The following is an 18,318-nucleotide window of genomic DNA, read 5'->3' as shown; positions in this document are numbered from 1 at the left end:
CTGCCATCAAACGACGAGCCCGTTCGTTCAAGTGGGGCCAGATACGCGCAAATTGTTCTTCGAGTCGGACATTGTTTTTCATGTCCAACATTATAGCACAAAATAAACTACTTGTAAAGGTTATTTATTAACGCTTCCTAAGCAGGTTGAACAAATACAAGAATGGTATTTAAAACACGCCGATTATTCAAAGAGGTGGCGAAAAAATAATTCGCAATATTTTAAAGTATGGCGTCAAAAACATATAAAATATTTTAAATTGTGGCGTAAACGACACAAGGATCATTTAAAATTATACATCCGGCTCTATATGCGAAAATACAGAATGTTAAAATACAAACTCCGTAAATAAAAAAAAACAAGCCATTGACTTTCAACTGCATATAGGTGTAGACTTACGCAAATGCCAAAAATGTAAATCATTAACAAGAGGGTAAAATATCATGTTTACGATCAGTAAAAAAGTGATTTTGGGTTGCCTGGTTTTTCTGGTTTTTATTGCTTCTTGCAGTAAAAAGCCTTTGGAACTTCAACCCCAAGCATACTCAGGTTCAACTGCCGAAACGGCGACAAACGACAATATTCGTAAAAATCAGGGTTGGTTCCCGGACCCTTCGTCTTCTCAAGACACTATTTGCATTTTTCGCCCTAAAATTTACATCCGCACATCAGGCGCGCCAAACGTTTTTATTGACGCCGTTTATTTCTTTAATAACCCTAAAGCTATCATTAAGATTGTCAATGGTGATTCTTGGGGGCAATACAGAACTTCTGCGGCCAGTATCTGTCTGAATAACGTTGAAATTGTAAAAGAAAAATGAGTTTAGTCAACAGATAAATGTTATCGAAAAAGTGCTGGACATTACATCCGAAAAAATGAACTTAAAGTCGTAATGAAGGGAAAACCTGATTCGCGCATTACTGTTGAAATTTCATTTATATACGTCTATCCCTTAAAAAGCTTTCCCTTTGATGAAGAAACCTACCTTTCTGATATCAGAACCGTCGCCCGTAATATTGCCCGCATCCTGCCCCACCATTCCATTTCACCCGCACAAACAATTGGCGACATAATGGCCAGCGCTACCACGCCGGATAAAAAAACAAGCATCAACGCAGTGCTTAACGCCCTCGGCACTCCCGACCCCGAAATGGCTTTAGCCGTTCAGGAAATTTAAACTATCGTTGACAAATATGCTGCCCATAACGAATAGATGGAATTTAACTTGTTAGTAACTATACCCAGAAAAAACTGGGGAGGCTGGCCATAGACTGCGGGGCCAAGATCGTGCACGGGCATCATCCCCACGTTTTGCAGGGGGTGGAATTCTATAAAAGGGGGATCATAGCCTACAGCCTGGGGAATTTCATTTTTGACCAGATAAATGAGATATGCAGGGAAAGCACCCTGTTGTTCGCGGAACTCAAGGGAGATTCTCTTACGGCGGTCTCGCTGGTTCCCCTGGAGATAGTCAAAAACCGGCCGGTCCCGGCCGGGAAGGCCAAGTCCAAGACCATTCATACCCGGTTACAGCATCTATGCCGGAAACTGGGAACCGTTGTCTTGTTGGAAGACCAAACCCTGCAACTCCGGCCCGCCGCCAAAAGAAGCGAATGATCGTCTTGACAAATCAGGCATTCGTGATTATATTGTTTTAAGGGCGGTTCAATGGAATCGCCCATTGTTATGACGAATGGATTATTTATAACCGGGCGTAGTTACCACCGCAGGGGTGAGTGATTCTTCGCCAGGGGCCGGGTAAACCAATGGGACTCGGATTTCGCAGATCATTTTTTAATTCTTCGTATTTGGCATTTTCGGATGAATCATACAATCATTCCTGTCTTTCATGGTTTCATTCACAAATATCATTCAGGATATAACTTGGGACTTGCGTTTGACATCAGCCAATTAAAGGGCCGGGCGGTGCTGGCGCCCATGGCGGGCATCACCGATTCGGCCTTTCGCGTTTTGTGCCGCCGGTACGGGGCGGCCCTGGTCTATTCCGAAATGCTGTCAGCCGAGGCCCTGTCCCGCAATCACGGCAAGACGATCAAGATGGCCGGGTTCCGGGAAGAGGAGCGCCCGGCGGCCCTGCAGCTCTTCGGCAAAAGGCCTCAGGCCTTTGCCGACTCGGTGGCTTTGCTGGAATCCCTGGCTCCGGATTGCTACGATCTCAATTTCGGCTGTCCGGCCCCCAAGATAGTGAAGAACGGCGGCGGCTCGGCCCTGCTTAAAGAGCCTGACCTGGTCAGGCAGATCGCCGGGGCCGCGGTCAAGGCCTCGCCCCGGCCGGTGCTAGCCAAGATCCGAAGCGGCTGGGAGGTAGGGGCCGAGAATGCGGTGGAGATCGCGAAGATTCTGGAGGACAGCGGCATCGCGGCCATCGCGGTCCACGGCCGCGCCAAAAGCCAGATGTTCGCCGGTTCGGCCGACTGGGCGGTGATCGGCCGGGTAAAACAGGCGGTGAAGATCCCGGTGATCGGCAACGGCGATATCCGCTGCGGGGCCGACGCCAAAAGAATGGTTGATGGAACGGGCTGCGACCTGGTGATGGTGGGTCGGGGAGCTCTTGGCAATCCCTGGATATTCGGTGAGATCAATGAAGCATTGAATGCAAAATGCAAAATGCAAAATTCTGAATTCGGGGTTAGCTGGCAGGAGAAGCTTTCTGTCATAACCCAACACCTGGAGATGGCGGTAGCCGACAAGGGACAGCCCAAGGGGATCAGGGAAATGCGCAGGCATCTGGGCTGGTACATCAAGGGCATGCCCGGAGCGGCTGCCCTGCGTCAGGAGCTGATGCGGGCCGAGACCAGGGATGAAGTGATGGGCCTGCTGGAAAAGCTCCGAAGTTCCATCCCATCAGTAGCGCGTTAAAAATGACCAAACTGCAAAATAAATATTCCTCTCCGGCCTTCGATTTTCTGCTGGCGGCCCTGACCCTGACCCCGGCCCTGGCCAATTGGCTGGGACTGTGGATATTAAACGACGCCTGGCTGGCCATTGTCCTGTGTTGTTTGATATTCTACGGCGGGGCCTACTGGATGATCAGGGTCTTCCGGTTAAGATCAATGGTGGCAATATCGTCCCGGAATATTACAAAAATCCTGGGCTGGGGTATTTTAACTGCCCTGGCAGCGGCGGCCCTGGTCGTCGTTCTGGGGAACATATTCTTCACCAGGGCCATTTCCGGGAACATGCTGCAGGTCTATTCCCAGCGCCTGGCCCAAAGCCAAGCCCTGCGCTATAGTTTCTGGCAGTTCTTCCTGTTTGTGGGGATAATCGTACCCCTGGGCGAGGAGTTGTACTGGCGGGCCGGCTTGCAGGGGCTGTTAAGGCTGCGGTTCTCCAAGGCCAGGACGGTGATCGTCTCGGCCCTGCTGTTCACCATTTATCATCTGGTAACGGTGGGATTCCTAATGCCGGGCTGGCCGGGCCTGCCCCTGGCGGCGGCGGTGTTCCTGAGCGGGCTGGTATTGGCCTGGCTGACCCAGCAGACCAGGAACATCTGGGCTGCGGCCATCTGCCACGGGCTGGGGGGCTGGGGGGCCATCATCTATCTGGTGTGGAAATATTTAAGATAACCCAATTCTGGAAAATTCTAAACCCGAATAGCGAAACTCTAAGCGAGCACGAATATTTAAATTTCAAACCAGCCCAAAAAGTGGAAACTTTGATTTTTGGCATTTGTCCCGCAATATCGGGATCCCGCCAAGGCGGTGATTTAGGATTTAGAGCTTATCCTCAAATAACAATTTGGGCGTAAACGGCTGCAAAACCGCCATACTGCGTCACGCTCATTCACCGTATCGCTGTGGATACGCTTCACTCGCGTTCCTTGTCTGACATGGTTCGACAGGCTCACCACATGCCTTTTCGCTCGTTTATGCTGACCCAAAGCTTATTTGAGGATAAACTCTTAGTGTTTCGTGCTTGGAACTTAATCAACTTTAAATTATGCAGATAGTTATCGCCACCAGGAACGCTCACAAACTTAAAGAGATCACCCAGATCCTGAAAGTGGACGGGGTGGAGTTTCTAAGTCTGAATGATTTTCCAGAGTGCCCGGAGGCGGAGGAGGCCGGCCGTACCTTTGCCGACAATGCCCTGCTGAAGGCCCAGACTGTGGCCCATCACTCCGGCTGCTGGGCGCTGGCCGATGATTCCGGCCTGGAGGTGGACGCATTAGAGGGCCGTCCGGGCGTGCATTCAGCCCGCTATGCCGGGGAGGTAGTCGATCCCTTAAAGAACATCCAAAAACTGCTGGCCGAGCTGAAAGACCTGCCCCGGGAAAGAAGGACCGCCCGCTTCGTCTGCGCCCTAGCTTTGGTCTCCAACCATAACCGGGCCTATTTTGCCGAGGGGAAAATAGAGGGTGTCATCATCAAACAGCCTCAAGGTCAAGACGGCTTCGGCTACGATCCGGTGTTCCTGTTGCCCGAACTCGGCAAGACCATGGCCCAGCTTTCGCCGGAGGAAAAGAATGGGATCAGCCACCGCACCCTGGCCCTGAAGAAAATTGCCCCCCTGATCGCCAGTCTTTCGGCACAAAATCGTCAGAGTTGTCCGATGGCCTGAAATTTAAGGACCCCGATTGATTCCCCGGTATTGCTTGACATACTCATTAAAAGTGTTATATAATTACGTCCTGCTGTTTTTAAGCGGGGTGTGGCGCAGTTGGTAGCGCGCTTGCTTTGGGAGCAAGAGGCCCCCAGTTCGAGTCTGGGCACCCCGACCAGCCACAGATGACAGGGATCAGGCAACAGATATCAGGGATCGGATGACAGATTATGGAACTGGTAAAACAGGATTTCAACAATTATCAGATCACTATAATCGCATCCCTAAAATGCGCCTGTAGCTCAGTTGGATAGAGCATCTGCCTTCTAAGCGGAGGGTCACAGGTCCGAATCCTGTCAGGCGTACCACGTTTGGGTGTTGGGAATAGATTATTGGGATTTGTGCGAGTGTTGTGGTTTGAATTTTGTGAATTATAGGAGTAGCGTGAAAAGTTTTATCGAACTTGAAGTATGGCAAAAAGCTCACAGGTTATTTTTAGACATCACGGTTGATGTTAAGAAATTTCCTTCAACCAGATCGGCAAAAATAATATCAGATATTGCGCAGCAGCGGGTCCGTCAGCGCCAATATATCCGAGGGGTTCAACGCAGCTTCCACCAAAGAATACGTTCACTATCTGGATATTGCCCGAAGAAGTACGGCAGAAACAGAGAACTGGTTATATAAGATACGAGACTTAAATTATCTGGATCATTTTGTTTCCGAAACGAGGATCGGCACATGCACCGACATCAGTAAAATGATATGCGGGCTAAGAAAGAGCCTAAAATCTAAAATGCAGCAATACAAAGCCCAAAACCCAACCATCAAATCACAAATCCCTTAGTATCACGGTGGATGTAGTTCAGCTGGTTAGAACGTCGGATTGTGGATCCGAAGGCCGGGGGTTCGAATCCCCTCATCCACCCCATTATACAATTAATCCAGAATCTAAAATCCTCTTTACTCTTGAAGGGGTTTGGATTATCTTATAAAGAGATAAATTACTTAGCCGGCCTGTCAGACTACGGGTCGGCTAAAAATTTCAAAAACCCTTAACGCAGAAACTATAATCAGAAACCGATATGAAGCATAAACCGATTGAAATCCAATTAGACGGCCAGCGCGTGCCCGCCAAGGCGGGGGAGCAGGTGCAGGCCATCTTTAAAAAGTACCTTGATAAATCACCGGCCAAGATCCTGGCCGCCAAGATGAACCAGCAGTTAGTCAGCCTGGATGCCACAGTCCATTCCAACTGCCGCCTGGCTCCGGTGTTCTATTCGGACCGCGAGGGCATAGCGCTCTACCGCCGGGCCGCCTGCCTGATATTGTATGAGGCCGTCAAGGGGCTTTATCCCCAGGCCCGGGTGGTGGTGGGGCAGTCGCTGGCCAACGGCTATTATTTTGATTTCGGCGGGGAACAGCTTTTGGACGAAGATATCCTTGACAAGGTTGAATCCCGGATGCGGCTGATCGTTTCCGAGAACCGACCCTTCCAAAAGGAGACGGTCTCCATCGAAGAAGCCAAGGAGTACTTCGAGTCCGAGGGCTACCAGGACAAGGCCAAACTGTTGACCACCATCCGCCTGGCCGAGGTGCGCTTAGTGGGCTGCGGGGTCTTCAAGGACATCTACCACGGGCCGGTGGCGCCGGCGTCAGGCCTGATCGACCGCTTTGAGCTGACCATGTACCCCCCGGGATTCGTGCTGCGATTCCCCCAGCAGCGCAACCCGGAGCGGATCCCGGAGCTTTCCCCCCAGACCAAGCTTTTCCAGACCTACAAGGAGACCAAGGACTGGAACCGGATCCTGGGTGTGAACAACGTGGGCGAGCTCAACGAACTGTGCCTGTCGGGTCAGATGAGCGAACTGATCCGGATCGCCGAGGGCTTTCACGAGAAGAAGATCGTGGAGGTGGCCGACCGGATCACCGCCCAGCGCCAGCGGGTCAAATTAGCGCTGATTGCCGGGCCCTCGTCTTCGGGCAAGACCACCTTCAGCAAGCGGCTGATGATCCAGCTCAAGGTCAACGGGCTGCACCCCATCGCCCTGTCCACCGACAACTATTTTTTGGGGCGGGAACAGACCCCGCTAGGCGAGGACGGCAAGCCGGATTTCGAGTCCCTAATCGCGGTGGATCTGGAGCTGTTCAACCGGCAGATGACCGGGCTTTTGGCGGGTGAGGAGGCGGCCACCCCGGTCTACGATTTCCACACCGGCCAGCGGTCGGACAAGACCATAAGCTACAAACTGGGCCCCGACGACATCCTTTTGGTTGAGGGCATCCATGGCCTGAACTCAAAGCTTACTCGCTCGGTGCCGGCCGAAAGCAAGCTCAAGGTCTACATCAGCGCTTTAACCCAGCTCTGTCTGGACAACCACAACCGCATCAATACCTCGGATGTCCGACTGATCCGGCGCATCGTAAGGGACCGGCTGTTCCGGGGCTACAAGGCCGCCCAGACATTAAAGATCTGGTCCTCGGTGCAGCGAGGCGAGGAGCGCAACATCTTCCCCTTCCAGGAGGAGGCCGACATCATCTTCAACTCCACCCTGATCTACGAACCAGCAGTGCTGCGAATGTACGCCGAGCGCTTTTTGATGGAAGTGCCCACCGACGACACCGCCTTTTACGAGGCTTACCGGCTGCAGCGCTTCCTGCAGATGTTCGTGCCGGTGTTCGCCGACGAGGTACCGCACACGTCGATATTGAGGGAGTTCATCGGGGGAAGTACGTTTGAGTACTGATGACGGGTATTTGCCACAGTGACACGGAAACAGAGAAAAACAAAGGCCTAATGGTAACTAAATGCTCCGTGGGGCAATGATGCTAACTAAAAAGCCCGGTTTTATGACCGGGCTTTTCTCATTCTCATGTGTTCATTATTCTCATTTCCGTTCAACTATCTTCAAATCAAAGCTCTGCCCGTCCCCGGAAACCTCGTAAACCAGCAGGTCAACATACCTCCGGTCCTTTACTACCTGCTTAAGCTCGGCCGGGTAACGTCCGTTGATCATCTTGTATATCTCCACTTCCTGGCGGTACTTGCTTTGGGCCGATTTCAAAAGCAACTCTTCCACCAGGTTGGTCTTGGAATCCAGCAGCAGGCTGACCTTGTATCCCCAAAAAAGCGAAGCGGTCAACAAAATCAGCACTATCCCGGCGGTAGCCATCACCGTGGCGGCCGGCCCGATGAATTTCAAGACCGGGGACGGGGCCTTGGGCTTGGGCGGCAGGGCGGCGCTTTCGGTGACCTTGCGCTCGATCATCCCCAGTTCAAACAAATTGAACAGGGCGTTGAAAGTCCGGAAGCGTCCGAACCCCGAAAGCTGGATCATCTCCGAGATGGTCCGGTTGCCGTCGATGAATTCCATCATCTGCTTGGCCTCGGGCAGGGCGTCGTAGGGCAGGATGCCGTCGGGTTTGATTAATAGAACGATGTCCTCCGAGGGGATGGCCATCTTTATCCGGGGCCACTCGTCCTTGCGGCGCATAGTTTCTATCAAAAGGGTGGCCGGCGGGATAGTCACCTTGGTCCGGCTCTTGGAATACAGGTCGGCTTGGGCGTCGAACTTGTAATGGGCGTCGCTCCAGGTGAAGATGTCGTCAATCACCTCCTGGATCTTGAAAGCGATCACCCCGAACAGCTCCTCCTCGGTCATGATCTGTTCCTTGATCATCACCTCGTCGATGCCCAGGTTGGTGTCCTTCTGGATCTGGGCCAGTTTCTGGATGGTTTCGGGATCGAGTTTTTTGGACCGGAACAGGTAATCCTGCAGTTGGTCCTGCTTGCCCTGCCGGCCGTAGACCGCGGCCGTGATGTCGCCCCGGGCAAAAGCGATCGAGGCGGTGTCGGTATGATGGTCCAGCAGCAGCACCCCGGTCTTCTGGCTGGTGGAGATGAACTGGATGACGTCGGCCAGCCCGAATTCTTTGACGTTACCTTCCATGGGATCTTTCCTTAATTATCTGATCTGTCAGGTGGTTCTATCCGCAGATTTCGCAGATTTACACAGATATTTTCATACAAGTTTAAATTGGTGGGTACAAAAATTATTCGTTATACTAATGGGAGCGTATATTAGTAGACATTCCGGTTTCTTTTAAATCCAATATAATTAGCGTATTTAGCGTGTTTCGGTGGAAAAAAAGTCTACTATTATCCGCTCTGATTAGTAATCTGCGAAAATCTGCGGATGAAAAGGCGTATTTTTTAAGTTGACCTGTCAAGCGATTTTCCTTGCCGGTTGAGACGGCGCGGCCAGCAAATTGGCGTGTTTCAGGAAAACCACCCAGGTCAAGAGCCAGCTTAAGACCAGCAGACTTAAAATCAGCCAGCCCGGCCCGGTCCTGAAAATGAAATACTGAAGGTCCTGGGGGAAAAGCAAGAGTTTCAGGTTGCACAAGATGGCGAATATCGCTCCCCAGAGCAGGGCCAGCAACAGGCCTAAGGCCGCCATATTCTCCAGTAGCAGCACCGATCCCGGCGCCAGCAGGTTGGAGACGGCCCCGGTCCATATTTTGCGCCGGTTTTTTTTAAGTTTTAAATTGGCGATCAGTTTTTCCTGCAGTTCCGGCGAAGTGGCGGCCGAGATCACCTGATTGCATTCGTGGCAAAACAAATCCTGCTGGGGAGATATTGCCTGGCATTGGGGGCAGATGTCCTTGTTGCAGACCGAACAGTAGGCAGGCGCCGGGTCCTTAAAAAACACCATCACCGTGATCAACCCCAATAACAGCAGGGCCAGGCCCAGCCAGGCCGGCAGCCATAGGTTCAGGCCGGTCAGGCTTAAAGACTCGGCCGGGCTGAAGCCGGCCAAAGGATCCAACCCCAGCCAGACCTGGCCCCAGAAATAGGAGACCGGGATCAGCTCATCCAGCACCAGTCCGGCATCCTTGGATCCCTCCCGGGCTGTGATTTCGGGCCTGGCCAGTGACATGGCGTATTCCCGCTCCTGGTCGGCGGCCTTGAAATCAACCTGCTTGAAATAAGCCTGGGCCAGGTTGTAATGGGGCAGGGCCGCAGTCGGGTCGGCCTGGAAGGCCTGGCGGTAAAGGTAAGCGGCGCTGTCGATCTTTCCCTGGTAGAATAATAAATTACCCAGATTGTTCAGGGCTTTGGAATTCTGGCCCGAAGCCGCCAGCAAAGTATCTAGATACTGGCGGGCCTGGTTGAAATTCCCGGCCCGTTTTTCCATTAGGGCCAGGCAGAACAGCGGGGTCAGGTCGTCGGGGCGCTGCTGCTGGTATTCCGCCAGTCTTGCTTTTAGTCCGGCATCCCGGTCCGATTGGTTGGCTTGAGACAGGTCCTGCAGGTAATCGTCGTTCAGATTGACGAACAGCTGGCGGCCGAGGCCTAAGCCGATCCCGGAGCCGGCCAAAAGAACAATCGCCAGCAGCAGCAGGGCCTTCTCCTTGCGGGCGGCGTAAACTGTAGCCATGATCGCCATCAGGGCCACCGGCAGCGCCAGGCTGATGAATCCCAGGATCAAGCTTAAGGAAACCAGCAAAGCGGCGGCGATCAGGCGGCGGCTATAAATGGGCATGGCTTCAGGCAGCAGGTCTGCCAAGACATGGTGCAGGTAAGGCAGGTGCTTTACCGCCAGTAGCAGCAGGAATATCAGGCCGGAGGCCAGCAGGAAAATAGAGATCAGGGTCAGGGCTTTGGCGGTGAAGTCCAGCTGGTGCCGGAAATATTTTTGGGCGTAGTTGAAATTGTGCCAGGAGTCTTTCAAGGCCTGGCTGAAACCGGCCCGGCTCTGCTGAATTTTGAAATTACTGGAGATCAGTCCGGGATAAGTGGGGTCGGCTTTAAGGGCCAGCAGGGAATAGCGGTAAGCCAGGGTCCGGTCCCGATCCCTTAAGGCCTGGCGCGAAAGGGCCTTGAGATATCCGGCCTGCAGGGGCAGGCGGATATCCAAAGAGGCGGCCTTGGCCATGGCCGAATCGGCCAGGTCCAAAGCCTGTTCCGCCGAGTCGCCGGTCAGACTGGCCTGGCTTTTCTGCCATAACAGGGGCCAGTCCAGCAGCCGGTAAAAGGCCTGGCTGTCGGCCGAAGCCTGGGCGGGGGCTTCCACCGGAGCCGGGGCAGCTTCCGGAGCCTCCTCCTCTTCATTCTGGGAATGGCAGGGGACCGCAGCCAGGGTCAGGACGATCAGGAGCAGCAGTATTCGTTTCTTCAACATAAATGACGCTTGATTATTGTTTTTGTAAGCATGCATAAAATGATAGGTTAAACGGCCCCATAAGTCAAGCAAAAAATCCATAATTTTGATCAACCCTTGTTAAAACGGTTTTTTGGTGTTATACTGATTTAATGGGCACCATCAATGGGCATTGTGACCGGCCCAGACAGGAAAACTTTCGTTGCACCTGGTCAGTAAAGGATGAATATGAAAAAGATCGAAATCCCCGTCAGCGGGATGCACTGTGCTTCCTGCGTCAACAATGTGGAACAGTATTTAAAGCGGATGAAAGGAGTGCGGTCCGCCGCCGTGAACCTGGCCACGGAAAAAGCCGCGATAGAATACGACCCGGACCTGATCACAGTCCCGGAGATCCTGCAAGTAGTGAGAGCTGCGGGATACGAGGTGCCCGGAACGCAGGCCGGGACTGAAGGCCCTTTGCCGTCCCCCGCCGCATCGCTGGAAGGGCAGCGGGACAGGTATTATTCGTCGCTTAAAAAGAGGTTCCTGTTCGCTTTGATCTTTTCCGTCCCGGTGTTCCTGGGCGGGATGCATATGTTCCTGCCCTTCGTGCCGGGCTGGCTGCATAATCCCTGGCTGATGCTGGCTCTGGCCGTTCCGGTCCAGTTCTTCTCCGGATGGCTGTTTTACAAGGGTTTCTGGGCTTCCATTAAACGGCGCAATGCGGACATGGACACCCTGGTGGCCGTGGGAACCTCGGCCGCCTTCGGCTACAGCCTGCTGGCCACCGTGTTCCCGGGGTTCTTTGCCCAGGCCGGACTGCAGGTTGTTTATTATTACGATTCCGCAGTTGTGATCATCACCCTGATACTATTGGGGCGGATGCTGGAGGCCGGCGCCCGGGGCAAAACCTCGCAGGCCATCAAACGATTGATCGGCCTGCAGGCCAGGACCGCCCGGGTGGTCAGGGACGGGCAGGAGACCGAGCTCCCCATCGAGCAGGTGAGATCCGGGGACATCATATCGGTCCGGCCGGGCGAGCGGGTGGCCGCCGACGGCGTGATACTGGATGGGTTCTCATCACTGGATGAATCCCTGATTACCGGCGAAAGCATTCCGGCCGACAAGGCGGCCGGCGACCGGGTGACCGGAGGCACCATCAATAAGACAGGGGCTTTCCGCTTTATGGCCTTAAAAGTGGGGCGGGAGACCGTGCTGGCCCAGATCATCAAATTAGTGGAGGAGGCCCAGGGCAGCAAGGCTCCCATTCAAAGACTGGCCGACAAGATCGCCTCCGTCTTCGTCCCCATCGTCATGGCCGTGGCCGCTTTGACCTTCACCTTGTGGCTGATCCTCGGGCCGTCCTTCAACCTGGCCATGATCAACGCGGTGGCGGTCCTGGTGATCGCCTGCCCCTGCGCATTGGGGCTGGCCACCCCTACCGCCATCATGGTGGGGACCGGGCGGGGGGCCGAGCTGGGCATCCTGATCCGGCGGGGAGAAATTTTGGAAAAGGCCGGGAGCATTGACACAGTGGTCTTCGACAAGACCGGGACTTTGACCACTGGCCAGATCACAGTCACCAACGTGGCGGTGTCGCCGGAACTGGACGAGGAACAGCTGCTGGCACTAGCCGCCTCGGCCGAAAATTCCTCGGAACATCCCATCGGCCGGGCGGTGGCAGAATATGTTAAACTGAAAAATATCCCGCTGCCGAAAATGTCAGATTTTAAGGTTCTTCCCGGATCGGGCCTAAGCTGCAAAGTAAACGACAAATTAGTGGAGATAGGCAACCGGCCCCTGATGGAGCAGAGGGAAATAGACTTTTCATCGTTGGAAAAACTAGCAAACCGGCTGCAGCAGGAAGGCAAGACCGTCATCTACCTGGCCGCAGACGCAAGGCCGGCCGGCATCATTGCGGTGGCCGACACGTTGAGGGGGAATGCCCCCCGAGCCATTTCCGGTTTGCATTCTATGGGGCTGAAAACAGCCATGATCACCGGCGATCATAAGGAGGTGGCGGCGGCCATCGCCGGGCAATTGGGAATGGACCAGGTGATCTCAGAAGTCCTGCCCAAAGACAAGGTGGAGGAAGTCAAGAAACTGCAGTCGGGAAACTCGGTGGTGGCCATGGTGGGCGACGGCATCAACGACGCCCCGGCCCTGGCCCAGGCCGACATCGGGATGGCCATGGGGCGGGGGACCGACGTGGCCATAGAGTCTGCCGACATAATACTTCTGGGCGACGACCTGAACCTGATCCTCAAGGCTATCAGGCTGTCCCGGTCCACCCTCAAAATAATCAAGCAGAACCTGTTCTGGGCGTTTTTCTACAACGTCATCGGGATCCCGGTGGCCGCCGGGCTGCTCTATCCTTTTTTGGGGATCCTGCTTAACCCGATGTTCGCCGCCCTGGCCATGGCCTTTTCCTCGGTCAGCGTGGTGGGCAACAGCTTAAGGCTGAAGCGCTGGGAGTGAAGGCCTTAAAATTGTCCGGCGTTCTCGCAGCCCGACCTGCAGTTTAAAGCTTGCCGGGTGGGCATTTTTCATTTTGTTTGCAACACAAACATTTCTTTATTTTGGTATTGACTTCTTCCGCCGTTTATGCTACGCTTTTACCGGGAACCAACAAGAACTTAACCCAAAAACATAAGGAGAAACGAAAATGAAAAAGACCATGTTAACCCTCTGTTTGGCAATACTATTTTGTTGCGGTGTTGCTAATGCCCAAAAAATGATTAAAGCGGGCGGCCCCCCGCCTGTTTTTGAGGGTAGCGGTTTGAAAATTGACGGCGGGGCTAAATTAGGGGGGAGCTATACACTTTCAGGTGAAATAAAAATGTTAAGAGATGTAGAAAATGTAAAAATTCATTTTACACTAAAAGGTGGCGTAAAAATATTAAGTGGTGAAAAATACATATATTATAAAAAATTAGCCAAAGGCCAAATTATTAACCCATCTATAACTGTAACATTTGAAAGTGTGCCCGCTAGTGTACAAAGAAGTATTTGGGGCAAATCGGCAACCCCTGGCGGAAGCGGTGTATATTATGACGTTGTAGATGATGAAGGCACATTAATGTCTCTACCACAATATGTGGCAAGAAACAATGAAAGGAATTTTAAGAAAATAGAATATCGCTATGACCCCGAGGAACCATTGCCATTAAATGAGCAGAATATCCAACCGGGTATGATTAATGGTGAGAAAGCTAAAGCCACAAGAGATGCAATTGAGAATTTGAAAAAGACAAAAGGGGAGGTATCGGACATTGAGGCAATTGAGCTTTTACATAACCGTATTGAACTATTTATCAGAAGCGGGGTTGAGGGGCAGAAAGCTATAGATATCCTTTGGGATGCTCGTGAAAAGACAAAATCGAAAGGTGGCGATTACTGGAAGAATGTTGAGGAAATACTGAAAGCCAGGAAAATCAAATTTTTTCGTCCTAATGGTTACAATAACAGTTATGGCGTTGATGATAGTTTTTCTGGGCTTGAAAAAATATCTACGCCAAAGGCTACAGTTACACTGACCGGTCAATTCTTGTATAAAAAGCATTGTTCCGATACTGCAAATGGTCTGTTGGCGACGACAATAGATATGCCTGTACGCCGGGCTAAAATATGGGTCTGGGGATACTGGTCGGGCCAGGGCCTTACACGTTTCGGCCCAACCATGACCGATGAAAATGGTAATTTTACTGTTAACGTGGATAATGTAGTTTATCCGGCGCGTTTTTGCCCTTTTGTATATTGCAAGGGGCCAGATTATGCCGGAACAAAATTTGAACGAATCAAAGTAGTAACCGATACCATTAAATTTAACTACTCCGATGGCCCGGATAGTTTGACTTGGCGTTTTCGCTGGTGGAAGTGGGATACCGTAAGCACTAGTTCATATACCTTTTCCAGAAGCCCTTCCTATGCAGGCGAGCAGGCCTTTGATGGCGGACTTTATCCGACAGCCAATCAACCACGTAGTGGGGCTGTGAATATATTTGATGTGTTTTTAAACGCGTATGACACGCTAGTCACCAATGATCATACAGATGATGCCACATTGTATAGAATTGCTGCGAAATGGCAGCCAGGTTATTCTTTGACTGATCATGGCTTCGGTGGCACATGTACGGATATGTATCCTAGTGGCTATGTGGACACAACCTGGGTAAATGCAGATACCACCGGTGAGGATAAAACTACCGACGAATGGGATGATATGGTTCTGTTGCACGAATTTGCTCATCACGCTATGGCAAAATGCGCGGAATTTCCGCCTAATGCAACCGGATCTCATAAATGGTTTGAAAGCCATCCGGAAAAACCTAATATGTCATACAGCGAAGGCTGGGCTAACTTTTTTAACCATGTTGTTTCGGATAGCCTATTTTATATTGATACTAAGGAAATGATTGGTAAGGCAGACACTACGGTAGGCTGGTGGAATATAGAAAACCCCTGGTCTCACTATGACAGCATTAATAATCCATTGCAAGCTGGCCCGTATTGCGAAGCAGCCGTTGCAGGCTCTTTGTGGGACCTATACGATTCTCAGGATGAAAATCCATATCCCAACGATTCAGCTTATGCCGATACCTTGACCATGGGTTTTGGCCCCATCTGGGATGTCACAACAAAATATACGCCCGGCGGCCGCAACTGCTATAACATTTGGGAATTCATCCAGGGCTGGGGAAACTTTTATGATCGTTTTAGCGGCTTTGAGAGCATACTCAGGCATCATAAAATATTCAAGCCTGCCCGGCCGATAAATGTTACCGCAGGCGTCAGCCCGTTTGATTATTGGACAGTTGTCGTAACTTGGGAAAAAGGCGGGTCTAAATATTCCGGCGGCGCAAAAGACGATACCATATCGGTTGGTTATAATATTTATCGCCGGGCGGAAGGGGAGAAATTCTATAGCAAAATAAACGATACGCTTATCACAGCTTTTACCTTTGACGATCCGAACCGGCTTGACAATAAAAATTATTTTTACATGGTAGCAGGCGTTGATACTTCTAAGGTTGAAGGGTTTTTCTCGGATTCTGTCAAGGTCTACGTTCCCCATCCGCCTTTTAAAACCAGGCTGAGCAACGCCACCGCTTTCAACAATACCCACAAATTGCTGTATAGCCCGGCTTCCGGCAAAGCTCATCTTATTTACGGTTCCGACAACGGGCTTTATTATTCGTATTCCACCGACTTCGGCTTGGACTGGTCAACGGATACGGTATTGAGCTACGAGGCCGATAATCGTTCCTGCCTGGCTTTGGATACTTTGGGCCGCCCTTCTGTTATATGGAAAAAGTGGTCTTCCACTTTTGAATATACCCGCCAGTCCTCGCCGTGGATTCCGCCTATTTGGTTACCCGCCATTGTTTATTCCCGCCCCACCATGGCCATCAGCAGGCATGATACCGCATATGTGGCTTATACCTATTATTCTGTTGTGTCGAATGAAGAAACTTGTGAAGGCAAGATTAGTTTAGTCACATTTCCAATAACCGATTTCATGTCGGCAATCAATGAGAATCTGGATTTGCCGGGTAAAACACCGATGGTGGCAGTTGACGACAGCGATAATGTATATATTGCTTACGCTTCAGGCAACGATATCTATTTTGCCGACAGGACGAATGGCATATGGGGAACGCCAATAAATATTTCACAAAGCCCGGCTATTTCCCAGCATCCCATGATAGATGTTTACGGCGATAAATTAAGCGTAACATGGGAAGAAGATAATGGCGGTAGTTTTGATATATACAACAAGATATTGACCATTTCCGCCAACACCTGGACAAATTCCGAGAATGTCAGCAATAACATCTCCAATTCGCTTAACCCCACCACCGCTATGTCAGGGTATGTCTATTGGTCTGATAATGAGAACGGATATTACCGTATTTACAGCAAACGATTCATTGATGGCGCAGGCTGGCCTGACAGCGCCAAGCGGACGATAACCGATAACGATAGCATCTGCAATTATCCGCAAATAACATTCAGCCAGACCATTGACACTACAAAAATACTGGCTATCTGGACGCAAGGCAATGCTTCGCCTTATGATGTTAAGTTCCAGAGAAATATCGTCCAGCCCGTATCAAAAATTTATATTGACGGAGGACAAGAGCTTGCTTCGCCCTTCAATATCCGCCGGGATGGTTTCAAAGTCTTTGGCCCGGCTTCTTACCAGAGCATTGATTACGGCGCAGAAGAAGTGGCTTACAAGTTTGACAATTTAAACAGCACTAAAGATTACAAAGTATCCGTAACCTACTACTTTGAAAACGTTGAAAACAATGCCAAAGGCCAGTCAAACAAACCCATCTGGCATGAACAGCTAAAAGTAGACAAACAAACAGTAGCCACCAGCAAGGTCAAAGCCGGCCAGCCCACTACTGTTGAAGTTTTGGTGCCGCCGCAATGGTATGCCAAAGATGGGAGCATTGTTTTGACGGTTAAAAACATCAACGGCAAATATGCTATGGCTACCGATGTCAAATTGTATGAGTTCAGCAAGCCAACTTCTACTGAAAAGACTGATGGCGGAACACAAACAGCTTTTACCACGCCCGTAACATTGCCGTTGACCAATCAATTGTGCCAAAATGCGCCCAATCCCTTCGGCAGCCAGCCGACTACCATTCAGTATGCGGTAACCAAGCCGGGCAATGTCAGCCTTAAGGTTTACAACATTTCCGGCCAGGTGGTAAAAACATTGGTGAACGAAAGTAAGCAGCCTGGCTTTTACAATGCAAGGTGGAACGGGAAGGACGAGACCGGTCGGCAAGCCGCCGCAGGCGTTTATTTCTACCGTATCCAAGCCAACGGATTTGACAACACCAAGAAATTGGTGGTGCTTAAATAAAAACTTTCAAAAACAACACAAGACGAAAGGAAGATGCCGATGGCTGCCTTAACCGAAGCCCAAAAACGCTCCTTTAACCGACAGATGGAAGAGGTGTTGGCCGACAACAAAGAGAGCCTTAAAAAACAGGGCCTCGATGTTACACCCAAATTGAAACTGCTCAAGGAGAAGAACATTAGCGCGGAGAAAGCCGAAGAAGCCCAGCTAAAGGCCATGGCCGAGGTCAAGGCCAAAACCGCCGCTTCGGTCAAAATGACCACCGAAGCCTATGCCTTGGCATCGGCCCAAGTGGATGCCATAGTAGGGACCTTGGGCAAGGACAACAATCTTTCCCAAAAACTAAAGAAAATGCGGGAATCCATGTCTAAAGTGGCCTCAAGGGGCGTAAAAAAGGCCAAAACCCAGTAAATAACACTGAAATAGCGGGTTACAAGGGCTATAACCTGGGTTACAAGGCTTGTAACCCAGGTTAGGAAGGTTCTAACCAAGGTTAGCAAGGTTATAACCCAGGTCAGAAGGGTTCTAACCAAGGTTAGAAGGGCTGTAACCCAGGTCAGAAGGCATCTAACCAAGGCCAGAAGTGTTATAACCTAGCGCAAGTTTCCTAGTTATTTGTAAAAACAATTCACAACTGCTTGTTATTCAAGGTGTTTTAAAAAACAAAATGTATTATACAACTGATAGTTGATATTTTTCTAAATCAAAAAGAGCACACAGTTTCTGTTGTG

At 51.1% G+C, this 18,318-nt stretch carries 13 protein-coding genes and 3 tRNA genes; 14 read left to right on the top strand and 2 right to left on the bottom strand.

Going from position 1 to position 18,318, the window contains the following annotated elements:
* Positions 1–443: 443 nt before the first annotated feature.
* The 11 genes from HY768_11690 to HY768_11640 all read left to right on the top strand — a co-directional run bounded on the left by HY768_11690 (position 444) and on the right by HY768_11640 (position 7,311).
* Positions 444–821, top strand: a complete 378-nt coding sequence (locus tag HY768_11690) for a hypothetical protein (GenBank protein ID MBI4727855.1) — start codon at positions 444–446, stop codon at positions 819–821.
* A gap of 72 nt (positions 822–893) precedes the next feature.
* A complete protein-coding gene (locus HY768_11685) occupies positions 894–1,178 on the top strand; it encodes a hypothetical protein (GenBank protein ID MBI4727854.1) in 285 nt (94 codons plus the stop codon).
* A gap of 74 nt (positions 1,179–1,252) precedes the next feature.
* Positions 1,253–1,618: a CapA family protein gene (locus HY768_11680; protein ID MBI4727853.1), complete on the top strand. Its 366-nt coding sequence runs from the start codon at positions 1,253–1,255 to the stop codon at positions 1,616–1,618.
* A gap of 267 nt (positions 1,619–1,885) precedes the next feature.
* Positions 1,886–2,881: a tRNA dihydrouridine synthase DusB gene (gene dusB / locus HY768_11675; GenBank protein MBI4727852.1), complete on the top strand. Its 996-nt coding sequence runs from the start codon at positions 1,886–1,888 to the stop codon at positions 2,879–2,881.
* Between the two features lie 2 nt (positions 2,882–2,883).
* Complete coding sequence (locus HY768_11670; protein MBI4727851.1) at positions 2,884–3,588, top strand: CPBP family intramembrane metalloprotease; 705 nt, start codon at positions 2,884–2,886, stop codon at positions 3,586–3,588.
* A gap of 373 nt (positions 3,589–3,961) precedes the next feature.
* On the top strand, positions 3,962–4,582 hold the full coding sequence (locus HY768_11665) for an XTP/dITP diphosphatase (protein MBI4727850.1): 621 nt from the start codon (positions 3,962–3,964) through the stop codon (positions 4,580–4,582).
* 84 nt (positions 4,583–4,666) lie between these two features.
* Positions 4,667–4,742: transfer RNA gene (locus HY768_11660), tRNA-Pro, on the top strand.
* A 113-nt stretch (positions 4,743–4,855) separates the two neighbouring features.
* Positions 4,856–4,932, top strand: a tRNA-Arg gene (locus HY768_11655).
* Positions 4,933–5,123: 191 nt separating this feature from the next.
* Complete coding sequence (locus tag HY768_11650) at positions 5,124–5,411, top strand: four helix bundle protein (GenBank protein MBI4727849.1); 288 nt, start codon at positions 5,124–5,126, stop codon at positions 5,409–5,411.
* A 7-nt stretch (positions 5,412–5,418) separates the two neighbouring features.
* Positions 5,419–5,495: transfer RNA gene (locus HY768_11645), tRNA-His, on the top strand.
* 154 nt (positions 5,496–5,649) lie between these two features.
* Positions 5,650–7,311, top strand: coding sequence for a nucleoside kinase (locus tag HY768_11640; GenBank protein MBI4727848.1), 1,662 nt, complete (start codon positions 5,650–5,652; stop codon positions 7,309–7,311).
* Positions 7,312–7,452: 141 nt separating this feature from the next.
* Here HY768_11640 and HY768_11635 read toward each other — a convergent pair whose 3' ends face one another.
* Together HY768_11635 and HY768_11630 are read right to left on the bottom strand one after the other, a co-directional pair.
* Positions 7,453–8,514 carry a DUF4388 domain-containing protein gene (locus HY768_11635; protein ID MBI4727847.1) on the bottom strand — a complete coding sequence of 354 codons (1,062 nt, stop codon included), beginning with the start codon at positions 8,512–8,514 and terminating at the stop codon, positions 7,453–7,455.
* A 276-nt stretch (positions 8,515–8,790) separates the two neighbouring features.
* Positions 8,791–10,749: a tetratricopeptide repeat protein gene (locus HY768_11630; protein MBI4727846.1), complete on the bottom strand. Its 1,959-nt coding sequence runs from the start codon at positions 10,747–10,749 to the stop codon at positions 8,791–8,793.
* Positions 10,750–10,950: 201 nt separating this feature from the next.
* Here HY768_11630 and HY768_11625 point away from each other — a divergent pair, with 201 nt between their 5' ends.
* The 3 genes from HY768_11625 (at position 10,951) to HY768_11615 (ending at position 17,998) form a co-directional block, all read left to right on the top strand.
* A complete protein-coding gene (locus HY768_11625) occupies positions 10,951–13,188 on the top strand; it encodes a copper-translocating P-type ATPase (protein ID MBI4727845.1) in 2,238 nt (745 codons plus the stop codon).
* A gap of 187 nt (positions 13,189–13,375) precedes the next feature.
* Complete coding sequence (locus HY768_11620; protein MBI4727844.1) at positions 13,376–17,590, top strand: T9SS type A sorting domain-containing protein; 4,215 nt, start codon at positions 13,376–13,378, stop codon at positions 17,588–17,590.
* A 39-nt stretch (positions 17,591–17,629) separates the two neighbouring features.
* Positions 17,630–17,998 (top strand): hypothetical protein, encoded by a 369-nt coding sequence (locus tag HY768_11615; protein MBI4727843.1) that lies wholly within the window; start codon positions 17,630–17,632, stop codon positions 17,996–17,998.
* The last annotated feature ends 320 nt before the right edge of the window (positions 17,999–18,318 follow it).

The organism is candidate division TA06 bacterium (assembly GCA_016208585.1).
Taxonomy (GTDB): domain Bacteria; phylum Edwardsbacteria; class AC1; order AC1; family EtOH8; genus UBA5202.
Note: the sequence above shows the minus strand (reverse complement) of the source record. Positions and strands in the feature narration are given on the sequence as shown.

What these genes read in the sequence shown, in the direction of transcription:
- HY768_11690 (MBI4727855.1), top strand. Translation starts at nt 444, where the DNA reads ATGTTTACGATCAGTAAAAAAGTGATTTTGGGTTGCCTGGTTTTTCTG.
- HY768_11685 (MBI4727854.1), top strand. Translation starts at nt 894, where the DNA reads ATGAAGGGAAAACCTGATTCGCGCATTACTGTTGAAATTTCATTTATA.
- HY768_11670 (MBI4727851.1), top strand. Translation starts at nt 2,884, where the DNA reads ATGACCAAACTGCAAAATAAATATTCCTCTCCGGCCTTCGATTTTCTG.
- HY768_11665 (MBI4727850.1), top strand. Translation starts at nt 3,962, where the DNA reads ATGCAGATAGTTATCGCCACCAGGAACGCTCACAAACTTAAAGAGATC.
- HY768_11640 (MBI4727848.1), top strand. Translation starts at nt 5,650, where the DNA reads ATGAAGCATAAACCGATTGAAATCCAATTAGACGGCCAGCGCGTGCCC.
- HY768_11635 (MBI4727847.1), bottom strand. Translation starts at nt 8,514, where the DNA reads ATGGAAGGTAACGTCAAAGAATTCGGGCTGGCCGACGTCATCCAGTTC.
- HY768_11630 (MBI4727846.1), bottom strand. Translation starts at nt 10,749, where the DNA reads ATGTTGAAGAAACGAATACTGCTGCTCCTGATCGTCCTGACCCTGGCT.
- HY768_11625 (MBI4727845.1), top strand. Translation starts at nt 10,951, where the DNA reads ATGAATATGAAAAAGATCGAAATCCCCGTCAGCGGGATGCACTGTGCT.
- HY768_11620 (MBI4727844.1), top strand. Translation starts at nt 13,376, where the DNA reads ATGAAAAAGACCATGTTAACCCTCTGTTTGGCAATACTATTTTGTTGC.
- HY768_11615 (MBI4727843.1), top strand. Translation starts at nt 17,630, where the DNA reads ATGGCTGCCTTAACCGAAGCCCAAAAACGCTCCTTTAACCGACAGATG.